This window comes from Chitinophagales bacterium, from assembly GCA_020636495.1.
Taxonomy (GTDB): domain Bacteria; phylum Bacteroidota; class Bacteroidia; order Chitinophagales; family Chitinophagaceae; genus UBA5543.
The window spans coordinates 2,393,606-2,410,981 of sequence record JACJXQ010000008.1; the positions used below are offsets into that span (position 1 = coordinate 2,393,606).

At 45.1% G+C, this 17,376-nt stretch carries 14 protein-coding genes and 1 other RNA gene; 6 read left to right on the top strand and 9 right to left on the bottom strand.

Going from position 1 to position 17,376, the window contains the following annotated elements:
• The first annotated feature begins 32 nt into the window (after positions 1-32).
• Complete coding sequence (locus H6550_10555) at positions 33-839, top strand: SDR family oxidoreductase (GenBank protein ID MCB9046562.1); 807 nt, start codon at positions 33-35, stop codon at positions 837-839.
• Positions 840-886: 47 nt separating this feature from the next.
• The gene (locus H6550_10560) at positions 887-1,933 is read left to right on the top strand and encodes a VOC family protein (protein ID MCB9046563.1); all 1,047 of its coding nucleotides are present in this window, start codon (positions 887-889) and stop codon (positions 1,931-1,933) included.
• Here H6550_10560 and H6550_10565 read toward each other — a convergent pair whose 3' ends face one another.
• On the bottom strand, positions 1,934-2,872 hold the full coding sequence (locus tag H6550_10565) for a 1-acyl-sn-glycerol-3-phosphate acyltransferase (protein ID MCB9046564.1): 939 nt from the start codon (positions 2,870-2,872) through the stop codon (positions 1,934-1,936).
• A 94-nt stretch (positions 2,873-2,966) separates the two neighbouring features.
• On the opposite strand from H6550_10565, the gene H6550_10570 reads away from it, so the two are divergent.
• A complete protein-coding gene (locus H6550_10570) occupies positions 2,967-3,785 on the top strand; it encodes a purine-nucleoside phosphorylase (protein MCB9046565.1) in 819 nt (272 codons plus the stop codon).
• Positions 3,786-3,794: 9 nt separating this feature from the next.
• Here H6550_10570 and rocD read toward each other — a convergent pair whose 3' ends face one another.
• Genes rocD through H6550_10595 form a run of 5 tightly spaced genes read right to left on the bottom strand, consistent with a single transcriptional unit; the run spans position 3,795 to position 10,491 of the window.
• Complete coding sequence (gene rocD, locus H6550_10575) at positions 3,795-5,030, bottom strand: ornithine--oxo-acid transaminase (GenBank protein MCB9046566.1); 1,236 nt, start codon at positions 5,028-5,030, stop codon at positions 3,795-3,797.
• 12 nt (positions 5,031-5,042) lie between these two features.
• Entirely contained in the window at positions 5,043-6,038 is a 996-nt protein-coding gene (locus H6550_10580; protein ID MCB9046567.1) for an Inward rectifier potassium channel Irk, read from the bottom strand.
• A complete protein-coding gene (locus tag H6550_10585; GenBank protein MCB9046568.1) occupies positions 6,013-7,467 on the bottom strand; it encodes a hypothetical protein in 1,455 nt (484 codons plus the stop codon). Before H6550_10585 ends, H6550_10580 begins: the two co-directional genes overlap by 26 nt.
• Positions 7,439-7,975: an acyltransferase gene (locus H6550_10590; GenBank protein ID MCB9046569.1), complete on the bottom strand. Its 537-nt coding sequence runs from the start codon at positions 7,973-7,975 to the stop codon at positions 7,439-7,441. Before H6550_10590 ends, H6550_10585 begins: the two co-directional genes overlap by 29 nt.
• A 5-nt stretch (positions 7,976-7,980) precedes the next feature.
• Positions 7,981-10,491, bottom strand: coding sequence for a YfhO family protein (locus H6550_10595; protein MCB9046570.1), 2,511 nt, complete (start codon positions 10,489-10,491; stop codon positions 7,981-7,983).
• A gap of 195 nt (positions 10,492-10,686) precedes the next feature.
• Here H6550_10595 and H6550_10600 point away from each other — a divergent pair, with 195 nt between their 5' ends.
• From H6550_10600 to H6550_10610, 3 genes are all read left to right on the top strand, one after another.
• Positions 10,687-12,756, top strand: a complete 2,070-nt coding sequence (locus H6550_10600; protein ID MCB9046571.1) for a tungsten formylmethanofuran dehydrogenase — start codon at positions 10,687-10,689, stop codon at positions 12,754-12,756.
• A 131-nt stretch (positions 12,757-12,887) separates the two neighbouring features.
• A complete protein-coding gene (locus tag H6550_10605; protein ID MCB9046572.1) occupies positions 12,888-13,775 on the top strand; it encodes a hypothetical protein in 888 nt (295 codons plus the stop codon).
• 188 nt (positions 13,776-13,963) lie between these two features.
• Positions 13,964-15,367, top strand: coding sequence for a phosphoglucomutase/phosphomannomutase family protein (locus tag H6550_10610; GenBank protein MCB9046573.1), 1,404 nt, complete (start codon positions 13,964-13,966; stop codon positions 15,365-15,367).
• A gap of 72 nt (positions 15,368-15,439) precedes the next feature.
• On the opposite strand, the gene fsa is transcribed toward H6550_10610, so the two are convergent.
• The 3 genes from fsa to H6550_10625 all read right to left on the bottom strand — a co-directional run bounded on the left by fsa (position 15,440) and on the right by H6550_10625 (position 17,363).
• Positions 15,440-16,093: a fructose-6-phosphate aldolase gene (fsa, locus tag H6550_10615; protein ID MCB9046574.1), complete on the bottom strand. Its 654-nt coding sequence runs from the start codon at positions 16,091-16,093 to the stop codon at positions 15,440-15,442.
• Between the two features lie 87 nt (positions 16,094-16,180).
• Positions 16,181-16,279: signal recognition particle sRNA small type (gene ffs / locus H6550_10620), an RNA gene on the bottom strand.
• Positions 16,280-16,379: 100 nt separating this feature from the next.
• Positions 16,380-17,363 carry a bifunctional phosphoglucose/phosphomannose isomerase gene (locus tag H6550_10625; protein MCB9046575.1) on the bottom strand — a complete coding sequence of 328 codons (984 nt, stop codon included), beginning with the start codon at positions 17,361-17,363 and terminating at the stop codon, positions 16,380-16,382.
• Between the last annotated feature and the right edge of the window lie 13 nt (positions 17,364-17,376).

Sequence of the window (17,376 nt, forward strand, 5' to 3'; positions counted from 1 at the left end):
AGTATTTTTGCCTGAACAGCAATATTTCCGAGATGTATTTCAAAGATAAAGTAGTGTGGATAACCGGGGCTTCGTCCGGTATTGGCGCAGAACTAGCCAGGCAGTTAGCGGGTAAAGGAGCTAAACTGGTACTCACCGCCAGGCGTAAAGAGGCATTGGATGATGTATTGAAAGATTGTCTTACACATAATAAAGATTGTACCGTATTGCAGGCAGACCTGGCTCTTAGCGACACGCTGCAAAAATTAACGGAGGATGCCATAGGGGTATATGGACATATAGATGTTGTCATACATAGTGCCGGCCTGAGCCAGAGGTCGGTGGCAAAGGATACGATGATGGACACCATCAGGAAGATCATGGAAGTGAACTTTTTTGCAGTAGTGTCTATAACCAAATACCTGTTGCCGCATTTTGCCAAACGCAAAATCGGCCACATTGTAGCCATCAGCAGTATGGCCGGGCTTATGGGTTTCCCTAAACGCACAGGCTATGCGGCGTCCAAGCACGCAGTAAAAGGCTTTTTTGAGACCATGCAGACTGAAATGGATATACCGGGTCTTGAGATAACCATCGTTAGCCCGGGCCGGATCAACACTCCTATTTCCATGTCAGCCATTACAGCAACAGGAGAGCTGCACGGCAAAATGGACGAGGACCTGCTGAACGGCATACCCGTGAGTGAATGCGCAAAAAAGATACTGGACGGAATGATAAAGAAAAAGAAACACATAATAGTGGCACGTGCCGAACGCTTCCTGTTCTGGTTCTGGTGGTTCCTGCCATCGGTATACAGGAAGATCGCTAATCAGAAAGGGATGCATAACCCTAACTATTAATTTGTATCTTCCACAACAACATTATTATAAAAAATCAAAAAAACTGAATGCACGATTTCATATCAGGAATACAACAGGTAGGTATCGGGGTGGCAGACGCACACGCCAGCATGCTGAAATACAAAGATCTTTTCGGCATAGATGTGCTGGTGTTTGACGATGTAGCCGACGCTGCCCTGATGACCCAATATACCGGGGGAACCGTGCACAATCGCAGGGCCATATTGAGCATGAACCTGTCAGGCGGGGGTGGCTTTGAAATATGGCAGTACAAAAGCCGTACACCATCAGAACCTGCTCAAAAACCACAATATGGCGATCTGGGCATTAATGCACCAAAGATCAAATGCTATAATGTAGAACAGTCGCATCAGCACTGCAAAAAGTCTGGCAGTTGGGTATCCGATATTCAAACCGACCCGGCCGGGCAGCAACACTTCTGGGTAAAAGACCATTATGGCAATGTGTTCAATGTAGTAAAAGGCTGGCAGTGGTTTCAGCAAACCGGCAAGATGACTGGCGGTGTGTCCGGGGCTGTAATAGGTGTGAGTGATATGGAACGCGCTATAGTGCTGTACCGTGATGTATTAGGCATATCTGATATGGTATATGACGTAACAGATACTTTTTCTGACAACCCTGAATCTCAACCCGGAAAGTACCGCCGTGTGTTGCTAAAAAAACCACAAAGCGGCAAGGGAGGATTTGGGAAATTACTGGGGTCAATAGAGATAGAGCTTGTACAAGCGTTGGACCGTACGCCTGTAAAAATATTCGCCGACAGGTATTGGGGCGATTGCGGTTTTATTCATTTGTGCTTTGATGTCATCAATATGGATGGGCTGAAAAAAATAGCCATTGAAAAAGGGTTCAATTTTTCGGTAGACAGTGAGAACTCTTTTGACATGGAAAATGCCGCAGGACGATTCTGCTATATTGAAAGCCCCGAAGGAACACTGATAGAACTGGTAGAAACACATAAAGTTCCTGTACTGAAAAAGCTAGGCCTGTACATCAACCTGAAAAAACGGAACCTGGAGAAACCCCTGCCCGACTGGATGGTAAAAATGCTGGCGCTCAGTAAAGTGAAATAACTACAGGCTTTTGAAACGCTTGTAGCTCCAGGCTGTAAAAGGTATGAGTACAAATAACAGCCAGTACCAATGATTAGCGGAAACGACCACTGCAGCAATAGTAATGAGCAATACCAGTATAGGGTAAATAATAATGAGGCTGCCAAACAATACTGAATCAAAAAATACCGTATCCTTTGTTTTAGAGCGTATGAACCTGCGCCACTGCACAAAAAATGCGCGGTGCAGCACGTAGCCTGCCAGGGCGGGTATTGCCAATGATAGTTTCGCCGCATTGTCGCTGCGACGTTTTGCCAGCAATGGGCTATCCTCATTCAATACCACCTTCGCCAACCTTTCGGTTAACACATTATTGAACTGTTTATAGAATACTGCAGTATTATCATAATTGAATGCCGGAGAACTGATAACGGGCGCATACTCTACATACACTTTTTTAGGAATTGCTGCAAACGAATGATAGTTGATACCCACAGGTTGCACTACCATATCTTTTACATTGTGCTCTTCCCAAAACATCCATGCAAGGCGTGCCGTGCCTTTTTTCAGGGGTCGCAACCGCCACTCATTGACACTGATGCCTTCCGAAAAAATAAGGATAGCACCCTTATTTTTCAATACATGCATACATTGTTCAAAAGTCTGTTTATTATTATCCAGGTTCTCCTTACCCTCACTCAACCTGTATATGGGTATCATATTCAGCATACGCAACACACGTGCAGCTTTAGGATTCTTAAAAGCATCACCGCGAGCCAGGAAGTGTAACTGTCGCGGATGATACGCCCCCATTACCAAAGCATCAAAAAAGGAGTTGGGATGGCTGCATGCCAGTATCAATGGGTGGTTGCCATTGTACATATCCCTTTTTTCAAAGGTGACCTTACCACAATAGAACCGCAACCCCGTTCTGACCCATATTTTTACCAGTGCATACATGTGAAGCTGCGCAAGATACAGTTTATACCCAATTTGCGGAATAGCGGGCATTTGTTTAGCTAAGGTTTTATATTCGCAGTCAAATAAAGAAAGTATGGACTATACGCAACAGGTAATAGAAGCAACACAGTATTTAGCAGATAAGGGTATCAAAGATCCGGAAGTAGGTATTGTATTAGGTACAGGCCTGGGCAAAATGGTTGATAAGATAACTGTCATCACATCTATATCCTACAGCGAGATACCACATTTTCCCGTTGCTACAGTAGAGTCTCATTCAGGCAAACTGATTTATGGCACGATTGGCAACACTACTGTGCTGGCTATGCAGGGACGTTTCCATTACTACGAAGGGTACTCCATGCAGCAGATCACCTTTCCTGTAAGGGTAATGCATAAGCTGGGCATAAAAAAACTGCTGCTGAGTAATGCTGCCGGTGGCGTGAACCTCGACTTTAAAAAAGGTGACCTTGTTCTGATAGACGATCATATTAACCTGCAACCCGGCAATCCGCTCAGGGGCTTAACAGGAGTTGAATATGAACCACGTTTCCCGGATATGAGTTGCCCCTACGACAAAGCTCTATCAGCGATCATCATTAGCAAGGCTGCGGAGCAAGGGATAAATCTGCACAAAGGCGTTTATGCCTGTGTTATGGGGCCTAACCTTGAAACAAGAGCGGAATACCGCTACCTGAAAATAATAGGTAGTGACCTGGTAGGTATGAGTACGGTACCTGAAGTGATCGTAGCCAATCAATTAAGCCTGCCATGTGCCGCTGTCAGTGTAGTAACTGACGAGTGTGACCCGAACAACCTGCACCCTGTAAACATACAGGAGATAATAGCGGTAGCCGGAACGGCAGATGGCAGACTTAGTAATTTATTCGCTTCTGTTATTGAAGCTATTTAATGAGGTGTATTAAGACAATACTTCCATACTGCGGGCTATAATGTCAATACACTCATCCAGTTGTTCTTTTGTAATGGTCAATGGTGGAGCAAACCTGATCTTATCACCATGAGTCGGCTTGGCCAACAGACCATTCTCCATCATTTTCAGACATACTTCATAAGCAGCGTCTTTATCAGGATGGTTGATTACGATTGCGTTCAGCAGACCTTTACCGCGCACCAGTGAAATATGCCGGTTGTTTAGTCCACGTAGTTTTTCACGCAGGTACTCACCCATTACCGTAGCATTTTCCGCCATTTTTTCATCTTTCAGTACCTGTAATGAGGCAATTGCTACCTTACATGCCAGCGGGTTACCACCATAAGTAGAACCATGCTCGCCCGGCTTGATAGTCAACATGATCTCATCATTAGCCAGAACTGCAGACACAGGCATAACACCTGCTGATAGCGCCTTACCTAATATCAGGATGTCAGGATGAACTTCGTCATAATCGCAAGCCAGCATTTTACCGGTACGTGCCAGGCCTGACTGTATCTCATCTGCTATAAAGAGCACATTAGCTTCTTTACAAATAGCATATGCTTTTGAGAGGTAGCCATCGTCGGGCACTACTACCCCGGCCTCGCCCTGTATAGGTTCTACCATAAAAGCAGCTACGTTTTTATCCTGCAGTGCTTTTTCCAGTGCTTCGGTATCGTTATAAGGTATGATCTCGTACCCCGGTGTATAAGGACCAAAATCCTTGTTAGAGTCGGGATCGTTGCTGAAAGAAATGATATTGATGGTACGTCCATGGAAGTTGCCATCACATACTATGATCTTCGCTTTATTATCCTCGATACCTTTTACATGGTAACCCCAGCGGCGTGCCAGCTTCAGAGCAGTTTCTACCGCTTCAGCACCCGTATTCATAGGCAATACCTTATCATAACCAAAATAACCTGTTATATATTCAGCGAACTCTCCCAATGCATCAGCATGAAAAGCACGGGATGTGAGCGTAAGCTTTTCTGCCTGCTCATAAAACGCCTTCATCACCTTAGGGTGACGATGCCCCTGGTTGAGCGCGGAATAGCCTGACAGGAAGTCGTAATAACGCTTACCATCAACGTCCCATACAAAAACGCCTTCTCCTTTGGTCAGCATTACGGGCAACGGATGATAATTATGAGCTCCGTATTTACTTTCCTTTTCTAATAATCTCTGTGTCTCGTTCGAAGTATTTACTGTGTTCATCATAATGGTGCAAAGTTAAGAATTTATCAACGACTGGTTGGGCTCGGGCACTTTTGCAGGTTCATACAGGTTCAGTTTGTCCAGTTCCAGCACAGTTGTAGTACCATCTTCTGAACGATGGAAAGCAGGCAGGAACTTAGCACCATATACTATCTCGTTGGCTGTGTATGAGGTACGTTGCTGAACAATATTTGAGAAATGATCATCGAAGCCTTTTACATGAAACATGATCTCTATATCAGTCTGTTTCAGTTCTTCTAACCCTAGCTCAAACAGCGGGCTTTCTTCATCTATAAGGTGAACGAGTGTCCAGCTGAGTGCCAGCGAGGTTATCTTCTCAATTTCCAGTTTTGGTGTATAAAAACGGGTCACATCTTTACCATTATCCTTATAGTGCATGGCCATGGTCATCTTAGCTTCTACATCGGTAATATGGTTATTCTTATAAGAAGCGAGTCTTATCATCAACGCACGATAACCTTTATGAGGCGCTACCAATACATTTTCGCTGAACTTGATATAAGCCCTTGGCAAAGAAAAACGTCCGTAGAGCAAACCCGTCATCATGGCAAATGACAGGATACCTACAAATGATTCTAATGCTGCTGCTATATTAGCGCCAAGCCCTAATGGAGTAATATGGCCGTAACCCACCGTTGTGAGTGTTTGTGAACTAAAAAAGAAGGCTTGTTCGAAACCATTCAGCAGGCTCTCTGCCTCCATACTTACCCCTTTCAGGCTTTCAACCCCTATAATCACATAAATCAGTGCAAACAGTGAGTTTATGGCAGTATAGAACAGGAATACGATCAGCAGGAACTTAGGCCATTTCATATGTATCAACGTGTGAAACAGGCTGATACGCTCCAAAAAAGGCATACCGGTCTTGCGCAGGTTGGTGCTGCCGTCTTTGTTTATAAGGCGGCTCCCCTCTGTATTACTGAGGCTGGAAAAGCCGGTATTCTCTACGGCTTCAATATTCTTTTTATTTCTGCGAAAGTGGCTCGCCATATACCTTTTTTGACGCCTTCCATTCTATAGCCAGTGACACCAGCAAGGTACCGGCCAGGATAAGGCTACCTAAAAATAGTACAATTGAACGGGTAAACAGCATACCCAGCACATAATGAATAGCTATAAACAAACAGCCAAAAACAATTAATTTGATCAGCCAGTTACCTATAGGTACCAATTTCTGTACAGGCGTTTTTAAGACCTTACCTGTCTGATACAGGTAATATGCTCCCTGTATATAGCTGCTGATGACAAAACTCACTGCGATGCCTACCATGTCAAACAATTGATATAAGGGGTACATAAGTGCTATGGCCACAACAAGGTCCAGCAAAGCCCCAGTATTAATGACCCTGCCCTTGTGCCTGTTTTGCAGGATAGAAGTAAAATTATAAGCCCGTAATGGCACTACACACACTGTGGCAGCAAATATGGGTATCGCATCCGCATATTTATCCGTTAATATTACCATGAACAGCTCCTCGCGGAACAGAAAGAGGAAAAAGAACAAAGGGAACACTACCGCCGATAATATTCTTGCAGTCTGGTTGGCAATAGCTACCGCCTGTGTTGTATCTCCTTTTTTAGAAAAGCCGGACATCTGTATCAGGGCAGCACTGCTCACAGCTCCCAGCAGCAGAGGTAGAAAAGGGATATCAAACGTACCATTGAAATATACAGCGGAAACACCAGCTGTAAAGAGTAATGAAATAGCAAACTTATCTATCCACGTAAACACCCGCTGCATGACATCGTATATACCTACATGCATCCATAATGAACGGATATCGGCCATAGTGTAATCATGCTCTGCGGTATCAGTCACTGACCTTAAACCTATTGTAGCTTTAATAGCTGCCGGTATCAGTTTCAATACTCCAAGGCACAACAGGTACAGGAATAAGGTTTCCATATCATAGCTACCATCCAATAAGCCTACATGCAGCACTATGAAAAACGCGGTATAAATAAGATTAGCAATAAGCAGAAAACTGAATTTACGCAGTACTATCAGCATAGATTCTGCGATAGCATTCAAACCATACACAAGAAAAAAACCAAGTGGTACGAACCACACCATGCCCGTAGTATGATGATGTACAGCAGCAAACACTATCGCCAGCAATATCATCCAACCCATTATTAACAGGTAGTGCTTTCGTTTCAGTGCATCAAACATTTGCTTGACAAATGCGGGTGTGTAGGTAAGCAGAAAAGCTGGTATCCCAAGCGTGGCTATTGAACTCAGTAAGAACAACTGCACCCAGAAATTCTGGTAGTTACCATAATCCGTTTCACTTATCCCCCTCGAAAAGAATACTACCACCAGCAGTGTAGCCAATGAGGGGAAGAACCTGATCAGGAAGATGAGGAACGAATTACCAAAGATGGTATTATTATGCTCTGCTTTTTGCAAAAGCTTCACACGCTTCCTGGTTTAATTGTTTGATAACTTTTGCAGGATTGCCTGCTATAATACAATACCCTTCCGGGAAACTTTGTGTTACGATCGCCCCTGCCCCTACAATGGTGAAGTCGCCCAACTGTACGCCCGGCAAAACTATCGCCCCCATGCCCAGCCAGCAGAACCTGCCGATATGGATAGGCGGTGCATCGGCCGGCTGACTGTTGTCGATGAAATCATGATTGGCGGATATGATACCTACATTAGGTCCCAGATTAGTATAATCACCAATAAAAATACCATTCAACGCATTGATATATACCCCGGGCGAATCCGCAGGAAATGTCTCCTTACCAACTTTCAGCCTCGATGGGTTGTGAATGGTACTGGTATGATGTATGGGCCATTTCACGCCGGCATTCTGCCTGAATATCTTCCTGAACAGGAAATCTGTTATATAGAAACCTACGCTGTATTCCCTGCGTAAGCCAAACAGTTTCCGGACGATATTTGACGAGCCGTTATCCATCGATACTAAGCTTCTTTATTGCCTCCCTTCACTGCCATGAATATAGAACCAAACGCAGCCAGCAATAACAATACGCTGGAAACCATAGCTACTTTATCCGCAGTATAAAACTTCTCAGGGTGGAACCTGAATTCTATTTTATGTTCACCCGCAGGTAACTTTAAACCTCTCAGCAGGTAGTCAACTTTATAGATGGGAGTTTCATTACCATCAACATAAGCCTTCCAACCGAAAGGATAATAAATATCAGAGAACACCGCAAAACCATCCCTGCTGTTGTTAGCATAATAGCTGATGGTATTCAAGCCGTATTTATCCAGTTTCACAACAGCAGCACTGTCTTTACCAAATTGATAATTACCTAATTCCGGTTTATAAGTATCACGAATAACCGCTGTCTGCAATGGCCTGAAAGAGGTGGCCAATGTATCCGGCGTTCCGAGTGCGGGAGCGTTCAGCGCCATGATCTCATCATCAGCAGTAGCTTCCCACTGAATATTATCGACAAACCATGCATTGCCGCATGCCTCAGGGTTAGGTATGGGAACAGGTTCGCCATTCTTGCCCTGCGGAGATATGAAGTATTTCGTATTCAGCATATTCAGCACCTGCTGGTTGAATCCGGAACGCATGTGTACATCTATCATATCCTGGTATAGCTCCATTTTAGCAGGACTATAACCACCGATACATTTATGATGAGCTGCCTGCATTGCATTATTGAACGGATCAACTGACAAATCCAGCACACGATAATACGGGTCAGGGTCCTGCATGATCTGTCGGTCCACCGGCCGTGGTGTAAACTGCGCCTCATACTGATCGGGGTCTACGTAATTCTCTTCATTCATATAGCGGCTATCTATCCTCATCAGGTCAATAGCTACTAGTGCAATAATAGCCATTGCCACATGCTGTCCCTTGATCTTATTTTTTGAATAAGCCCACAGCAGGCCTACCGCTAATGCTATGAACAGCGCACTTGTAATACCGGACTTCATGGCCATAGACGAGCGGTCTGACTGAATAGCGCTTAATACTTTATTAGCTGCATCCTCATTCTGGAATGATTGCGTGAGTTGTTGCTGCAGTTGAGGATCCCTGAACGATTTGAAATCGAAGAACATACTGCTGCCAAACGCCAGCAGCAGGCAGAGCCCACCGGTAATGATACCGGCCATTTTAGCCTGCTTCCATACTTCCTCCTTTGATAATTTATCTTTCAGTACATCATTCAGCGCCCATGCGCCCAGAAGCGGGAACAACAGTTGAGGTATCACCAATATCATGTTCGGGATACGGAACTTATTGAAACCAGGCAGTGTGTCGAACAGGAAATAGTTAAACGACGGAAAATGCTTTCCTGTAGACATCAAAAATGCAAGTAAGCTCACTGCAAGTATCCACCATTTGTGCGGGCTTTTTATGATCATTACCCCTAATACAAACAGGAAAATGATAATTGCTCCGAAATAGAACGGACCACCTGTAAATGGCTGAGGTCCCCAATAAGTTGGCAGCCCCGATGCAAAGCCTTCTGCCTGTTGATCCGGCACACCAAGCCCTGTCATTACATCGTATGTTTCAGAACCTTCTCCTACATTTTCCCTGTTAGAACCACCATACAACATAGGCACCAACACGGTAAAACTTTCGCCCCATGCATTACTCCAGCCAAAGGCATAGTCCTTATCCAGCCCACCGCTTTTTTTATCTGCATCGTGGTTAATGGTCAGTTCGCTTTCGCCACCACGCATGGTGGTTTTGTTGTACTCCAGTGTAGAGAGGAATATCTGCAGGTTAGGCCCCACGCTTACAGCGGCTGTTAACAAAGAAACCACTGAAGCGATAAAAAAGGTCTTCAGGTTACCTTCGCGTAATGCAATTACAAAAAGGGTAATGACCAAACCAATAATAATGAATATGGCATAGTACATGATCTGGTAGTGCGATGTCCACATAAGCAATGCCATTGGCAAACCTAAGAGCGGTATCCCCGTCCAGTATTTACCTCGATACATCACCAACAGACCGGCTATGACCATAGGTACATATGCCAGTGCCCACATCTTGGTTTCGTGTCCACCTTCTATCAGGGTTATATTATAGGTTGAGAAAGCATAAGCTACCGCTCCTGCGATGCGCACCCACTTATCAAAACCCAGCACCAGGGATAGTATATAAAAACCGAGCATTGCCAGGAATAGGAAACCTGCCGGTTTGCCCAATACATTCATGATACCTTCCTGTATCGGGTAGATATAGTTGCTGATATGGCCAACATAGTAGGTAAATGTGGGCATACCACCGAACATGGAGTTACTCCACATCACATTCTCACCTGTTTTTTCATGCCAGTCTATACCCTCCTTCGCCATGGCCTTCCACTGTACATAATCGCTCTGGTACAACACCTTGCCATCCAGTTGCGGATAGCTGAACATAAAAGCGATAACAATAAAGCTTAATAGTATATAAACGTGTGGTAGTAGTTTCTTAAAATCAAATGATCCCATATCGGCTTTTTTAGCAAAACAAAAATAACGGTTCTTAGCTCTAAAGGAAATTAACTGCGTTAAAAATCAACAATATCATGCTTAACATTGTGTATAACTCACCCGGGGTCAATTTATTTCACCTCACATAACCCGTTTTTACCATGCAATTCCGTATTTTTCACGATTAGAAGTTACTTTTGCGCTCTCGTGGATATGGATAAAAGATCAGAAACACTCTCTAACGATATATTGTTGAAAGCCTACAGGCTGATGATGACCGCTAAAGCTATGGCGGAAACATACGAAGCCAACAGGCCTATATGTAAATACGTGCACAGTACCTCGCGCGGGCACGAAGCCATACAACTGGCTACGGGTTTCCTGCTGGAGTCTTGCGACTATGTGAGCCCTTATTACAGGGACGAGAGCATGATGCTGGGCATGGGTTACCGTCCATACGAGATGATGCTGCAACTGCTGGCCAAAGGTGATGATCCTTTTACAGGCGGACGCGCTTATTATAACCATCCCAATATCCGCAGAGAGCATTTCCCGAGTATCATACACCAGAGCAGTGCCACAGGTATGCAGGCCATACCTACTACCGGCGTTGCGCAGGGTATAAAATATATTGAACAGCAAAAGCTCATCGACTACAAAACACCACCCGTTGTGGTTTGCTCATTGGGCGACGGCAGCGTTACCGAGGGTGAAGTGAGCGAGGCTTTCCAGTTTGCGGTATTGCACCAGTTGCCTATCATCTACCTGATACAGGACAACGACTGGGGTATATCTGTAAGTAGTGATGAGGCCCGCACGATGAACGCCTACGAATTTGCCGCAGGCTTCAAAGGCATGGAACGTGTAAAAGTGAACGGCAGCGACTTTGCCGACTCTTATAAGACCATGCAATACACCATCGACTGGGTACGCAAAGAACGCAGGCCGATACTGGTGCATGCCAAAGTTCCGCTTTTGGGACACCACACCAGCGGTGTACGTAAAGAGTGGTACCGTACCGAAGAAGACCTGGCCAAACACGCACAGGATGACCCCGGACCAAAGCTGAGGAAGCGCCTGCTGCAGAAAGGCATAACAGAAGACCAACTGGATGCTATAGAAGCCGAAGAACTGACTTTTGTACGTTCTGAATTTGAGAAAGCAGTTGCTGCTCCTGATCCCGACCCGGCTACCGTTAGCGACTACGTATTCGCCCCTACTCCTATAACGGAAGAGAAAGGAGTACGCAACCCCGGCACGGGCGATAAGACCGTAATGGTTGACGCTGCCCTGCACGCTATTGAAGAGCTGATGCGCGACCATCCCGAAGCCCTGTTCTACGGGCAGGATGTGGGCGGACGTATAGGTGGTGTATTCCGCGAAGCAGCTACACTGGCGCAGAAATTTGGTGATACAAGAGTATTCAACACGGCTATACAGGAAGCCTATATCATAGGCAGCACCATAGGCATGAGCGCCCTGGGGCTGAAACCAATAGTAGAGGTACAATTTGCCGACTATATATACCCGGGGCTGAACCAACTGGTAACAGAGATAAGCAAAAGCTGCTACCTGAGTTGTGGAAAGTTCCCCGTTTCTAATATCATACGTGTACCCATAGGCGCCTATGGCGGCGGCGGACCGTACCACAGCGGAAGCGTGGAAAGTACACTGGCCACGATAAAAGGTATCAAGATAGCCTACCCCAGCAACACGGCCGATATGAAAGGCCTGATGAAGGCTGCCTTCTACGACCCCAACCCTGTAGTGATGTTGGAGCACAAGGGACTGTACTGGAGCAAAGTGCCCGGCACGGAAGACGCTAAAATGATAGAGCCCGACAAAGATTACGTAGTGCCTTTCGGCAAAGGGCTGCTGGTAGCAGAGGCCTCAGATGCAGCTATGGAAATAGGCGCCAGTATGTGCGTTATCACCTACGGCATGGGCGTACATTGGGCTAAGAATGCCGCCAAGCGCTTCGACGACCAGATCGACATAGTAGACATCCGCACCATATTCCCGCTGGATGAAGAGCTGATATACAACACAGTTCGCAAGCATGGTAAATGCCTGGTGCTGACAGAGGAGCAACTGAACAACTCCTTCTGCGAGGCGCTGGCAGGACGCATATCCCAAAATTGCTTCCAGAGCCTGGACGCACCCGTGGCTACACTCGGCGCGCTGAACCTGCCCGCAGTACCTATGAATATGGGACTGGAAGCAGCCATGCTGCCCAACGTAGATAAGGTAGCTGAAAAGATGAGGGAACTACTGAGTTATTAAAAAGAATAAGACAACATATACAATAAAATATGCTCCCACTCTTGGGGGCATTTTTATTATTAACCGGCACTTAAACACATTGTATTATTGTAATATTAAAGTTATCTTGTTAGACAAATCTGCTTCTACTTATGAGAAACACTATAATTACTGTCGCGGCATTACTTTTGATATTTGCCATTTCCTGCCAGAAAAAGGACTCAACAAAAGTTGTCTATATAGCTGACACCACAAATACTGACACCCCTAAAGTAACAGATGATTCATACTACATACCCGGGCTGGCCGACAAAACGGTAAACAGTTTTTCTCAACTTGATATTGATTTCACCGTGACCCAAAACACGATCACTGATACGCGTGTATATCTATCGTTGGGAGACTTGCCAACTAATACTTACGGAAATATATCTGTAAAATCCGGTTACCCGACATACAATTCATCCCTGCACTTTGATTTCCAATTCACTCCTCCCGGCAATTACCCTATCAAACTTGTCACAAAAACAGAAAATAACACACAGAAAGATTATCACTTCAATATAGAAGTTACCAAGCCCGATGATCAGGAATGCAACAATGCATTCTTAAATGGTTATAAAACTTCTAATTTCAACTATTCAGATTCTGCATATGGCAGTGTTGCCAACATTACACCTTCACCGCTCTCATATGAAAAACATCTGTATTTTTACAATCTTGTATTATATACGCTTTCATCAGCAGGGGTTGATTACTATCTTTCCTATTCAGCATTAAACTCCACAAACAGTGCACGTACAGATCAAATAAAGTTTGATTTTGACTGTTCAAGTGGCAATATCACCATACCTCTGCAACAAGTTATCGGTCAATATATGACGTTGGGCACCAGCATTCAAGACACATTCAACATATCCGGGTATGGAGCAGTAGACGTGAAAACACAGAGTTATAACATTACTTACCGAACCAACTTTGACGATAAAGGCACAATGAGATACGGTAAATTCACCATGTCGGGTGATTTTAAACTTTGATGCAGGAGTTACTGAGTTGGTAATCTGAACTGTAGCGCTGTGGCGCTAATCTACACCTGCATATATACCACGCTCAACACATAGGCAATTCCCACATAAGTATAGCCCGCAAAACTTTACTATTTTTGCGCCACCACGGGTAAAACATGCTTTGGGGTTTTCACTTTAAAATTTTGACTTAATACAATATGATTCCTGACAAGATAAAATTCGGTACAGACGGATGGAGGGCTATAATAGCCAAAGACTATACAGTGTATAACGTAGCACGCGTAAGCAAGGCCCTGGCCGACTGGCTGAAACAAAAGTCTGACAACCCTAAAGTAGTGGTAGGCCACGACTGCCGTTTTGGTGGTGCTATGTTTACCGAGACCGTGGCAGATGTGCTCTGCGCCAACGGCGTACATGTTATCATGACCAAAGGTTTTATCAGTACCCCTATGCTGTCGTTTGGCGTGCTGAAACTGGGTGCTGACCAGGGTGTGGTGATCACAGCCTCTCACAATCCTCCCAGCTATAATGGTTTTAAACTGAAAGGCCCTCATGGTGGTCCTACCAGCCCTAAACATATAGCCGAGGTAGAAGCCCTGATACCTGAGGATGTAACCATCCCCGGTGCATCTTTAGACAGCCTGGAAGCTGCCGGCAAGCTGGAATATGTAGAGCTGGAAGAGATGTATGTAAGCTACCTGCAGGAGCATTTTGACTTCGAGGCGCTGAACAAGTCGCCCTTTAAGCTGGCATACGATGCTATGTATGGGGCAGGACAGAACGTCATCCGTCGCCTGCTGCCCAACGCTACCCTGCTGCATTGCGATAACAACCCCGGTTTCCACGGACAGGCGCCTGAGCCGATAGACAAAAACCTGCAGGAACTGGCGCATACCATGGCTACCACGCCTGAATTGAAAATAGGACTGGCTACCGATGGTGATGCCGACCGCATAGGCCTGTACGACGAGGACGGCAACTTTGTAGACGCCCACCACATACTGCTGATATTGATACAATACCTGCATAAGTATAAGAATATGACGGGCAAGGTGGCTATCGCCTTCTCTGTTACCGACCGAGTAAAGCGCATGTGCGAGGCTTATGGCCTGCCTGTAGAGGTAACGCCGATAGGCTTTAAATACATTAGCGAGATCATGACGCAGGAAGATGTGCTGGTAGGTGGTGAAGAAAGCGGTGGTATCGCTGTTAAGGGTCACATCCCCGAGCGTGACGGTATCTACGATGGTCTGCTGATATACCAGTTCATGACGCAAACAGGTAAGACCCTGAAACAATTGTGCGAGGAGGTATATGATGTGATCGGCACTTTCGTTTACGACCGTAACGACCTGACCCTGCCCAACGAGCAGAAAGAGGCGATCATCAACAAGGCCGGTGCTGACGGTTATACACAGTTCGGCAAATACACCTTCAACCGCATAGAGAAAATTGACGGCGTGAAATACCACTTAGACAATGGCGGTTGGGTAATGCTGCGTGCTTCGGGTACCGAACCGCTGCTGCGTGTATATGCCGAAGGCAACAGTAAAGAAGAGACTGCTGACATACTGGAAGAAGTGAAAAAGACCATCCTCTAACCGGGATACAGGACATACAAAAAGGGCTGTAATATTGAATTACAGCCCTTTTTATTTCAGTTATATCTAAGCTTATTGTAAGCCTTGTGCGTCTTTCAGGAATTGCGCCAGGCCTATGTCCGTCAAAGGGTGCTTCAGTAGTCCCAGTATTGAACTTAAAGGACAAGTGCAGATATCAGCACCGGCCTCTGCACACTTTACAATGTGTAAAGGATTGCGGATAGATGCTGCCAGTACCTCTGTCATAAAACCCTGTGCATTGTAGATACCTACTATCTGGTGTATCAGGTCTACTCCATCCCAGTTTGTATCATCTATTCGGCCAATGAACGGAGACAGGAAGGTAGCACCCGCCTTAGCAGCCAGTATCGCCTGACCTGCAGAGAATACCAGCGTACAGTTGGTATGGATACCATTTTCTGTAAACCATTTGATAGCCTTAACACCGTCTTTGATCATAGGCACCTTTACCACGATATTGTCGTGTATCTTAGCCAGTTTTTTACCCTCGGCAATGATACCGTCAAAGTCGGTGCTTATTACCTCGGCACTTACGGGACCGTCCACTATATCACAGATGGTCTTGTAGTGATTCATTATGGCTTCTTCGCCTTTGATACCCTCTTTAGCCATCAGGCTGGGGTTGGTAGTAACGCCGTCCAGTATGCCAAGGTCGTTTGCTTCCCTGATCTGGTCAAGATTTGCTGTATCTATAAAAAATTTCATATACAATTGGTTTCTGGGGCAAAAGTAGTTAAATATTCAGCCAGGGAAAATGAAATTATCAACAAAATGAGGGGAGCTATAAAAAAGAACTGGCAAGTTACTTACATCGCGCCGCTACGACCACCTACCCTTGCTACATTCCTGTCCTGGGGGATTCAGTAGGAGCTGGCCGTATAAGACTTGCCAGAACTGCAAAGGTATGAAATAAACAATACCTTACAAGATTACGGACATAAAAAAACGGCTGTCATATATACAGCCGTTTCCTCTTTATTATTATCCTCAATTATACCTTAGAAAGCTCTCCTTTCAGAAAATCTATCACCTTAACCTCTGTAGCATCCTGTCCGCGCATTTCTGCCAGGTAAACAGATGTATAGTCAGTAAGATGGACCAGGTAGAACACCTTCTCCCAGTAGCTTTTACCCTCAGTATATAATTCTGTAATATTCTTCGTGTATTTTTTTATCACTTTTTTGTTCACCTCAATACGGAACTGGGTACGTGCGTAATCATCTTTATCACGCAGAAAGACCACAGCTTTTGTATCGTCCTTATCGCGCCAACCCACCAGCTCATTATGGTTCATTTCGGGAACTACATGATGCCAGCACAGCATCTTACTATTCTCATTGATCTGCTGGCGGAAACGCACCGCTACCCCTTCCAAATTCGGCCCTGAGTATATAACGGGAGTCTTGCCGTAAAGCTTTTTAGCCAATGCTTTGGCTTTTGCCTGTATACTCTTAGACTGTGCTGTAAGAAGTTTTATTGATGCTTTCAGGTCTTTGGACAGATTATAATTCAATAAGCCCAGTCCCTGAAGTATGAACAGTACCTGGGTCATAGAATATCCCAGGCAGGAGCGTGGCGGCATTCCTGCAGGCAGCAGTATACAATCCAGGTTCTTTTTCTTAGCTATCTCTGCCACTTTACCTCCTGATGTAATACATACCACTGTCGCTTTTGCTTTGAGCGCCTGCTGCATGGCCTGCAATGTTTCCTCGGTATTTCCTGAATAAGAAGATACGATAACGAGCGTGTCTTTATTTACAAAAGCAGGCAGGAAATAATCTTTATTAACGACAAAAGGAACGGCCAGCTTATCAAATACAAAATTCTGTACTATCGAACCGCCTATACCACTTCCGCCCAGGCCGGTGAGTACCACATTAGCATATTGCTTCTTCGGTGTGCTAAATTTATAGCTCTGGCCTATCAGCAAAGCTTCGTGCAGTTGGGTAGGGAAATTTTGTACCAGTTTTTTCATAGATTTATTTTCG

Coding starts and splice junctions, on each gene's coding strand:
- H6550_10555 (MCB9046562.1), top strand. CDS start 33: ATGTATTTCAAAGATAAAGTAGTGTGGATAACCGGGGCTTCGTCCGGT.
- rocD (MCB9046566.1), bottom strand. CDS start 5,030: ATGATGAACACAGTAAATACTTCGAACGAGACACAGAGATTATTAGAA.
- H6550_10560 (MCB9046563.1), top strand. CDS start 887: ATGCACGATTTCATATCAGGAATACAACAGGTAGGTATCGGGGTGGCA.
- H6550_10580 (MCB9046567.1), bottom strand. CDS start 6,038: ATGGCGAGCCACTTTCGCAGAAATAAAAAGAATATTGAAGCCGTAGAG.
- H6550_10610 (MCB9046573.1), top strand. CDS start 13,964: ATGATTCCTGACAAGATAAAATTCGGTACAGACGGATGGAGGGCTATA.
- H6550_10565 (MCB9046564.1), bottom strand. CDS start 2,872: ATGTATGCACTGGTAAAAATATGGGTCAGAACGGGGTTGCGGTTCTAT.
- H6550_10570 (MCB9046565.1), top strand. CDS start 2,967: ATGGACTATACGCAACAGGTAATAGAAGCAACACAGTATTTAGCAGAT.
- fsa (MCB9046574.1), bottom strand. CDS start 16,093: ATGAAATTTTTTATAGATACAGCAAATCTTGACCAGATCAGGGAAGCA.
- H6550_10605 (MCB9046572.1), top strand. CDS start 12,888: ATGAGAAACACTATAATTACTGTCGCGGCATTACTTTTGATATTTGCC.
- H6550_10625 (MCB9046575.1), bottom strand. CDS start 17,363: ATGAAAAAACTGGTACAAAATTTCCCTACCCAACTGCACGAAGCTTTG.
- H6550_10595 (MCB9046570.1), bottom strand. CDS start 10,491: ATGGGATCATTTGATTTTAAGAAACTACTACCACACGTTTATATACTA.
- H6550_10590 (MCB9046569.1), bottom strand. CDS start 7,975: ATGGATAACGGCTCGTCAAATATCGTCCGGAAACTGTTTGGCTTACGC.
- H6550_10600 (MCB9046571.1), top strand. CDS start 10,687: ATGGATAAAAGATCAGAAACACTCTCTAACGATATATTGTTGAAAGCC.